This window comes from Stenotrophomonas sp. GbtcB23, from assembly GCF_019091045.1.
Lineage (GTDB): Bacteria > Pseudomonadota > Gammaproteobacteria > Xanthomonadales > Xanthomonadaceae > Stenotrophomonas > Stenotrophomonas rhizophila_A.
This window is the reverse complement of sequence record NZ_JAGXKC010000571.1, coordinates 1-247: the sequence shown is the minus strand read 5'-3', so window position 1 is coordinate 247 and position 247 is coordinate 1. Positions and strand designations below refer to the sequence as shown.

The 247-nt window shown below is 59.1% G+C and carries 1 pseudogene; it reads left to right on the top strand.

Annotated features, from left to right (window positions below):
* Positions 1 to 223 (top strand): annotated as a pseudogene (locus tag KVS69_RS20150) (multidrug transporter); the annotation flags it as partial.
* Positions 224 to 247: the final 24 nt, after the last annotated feature.

Here is a 247-nt window from a genome sequence, read left to right as displayed (position 1 = left end):
GACGGTCTCGTTCGTCGCCAATGTCGCGCAATTCACGCCCAAGACGGTCGAGACGGTGGAGGAGCGAACGAAACTGATGTTTCGCGTACGGGCGAAAATCCCCGCCTCCCTTCTTCAGGCGCACCTGACGCAGGTCAAGACAGGCCTGCCGGGCACCGCTTATGTCCGGATCGATCCACAAGCTCCATGGCCTGACTTCCTCGAGACAAAGCTTGTCAAATGAGTGTCTCGTCTCGCCCCATCGTCA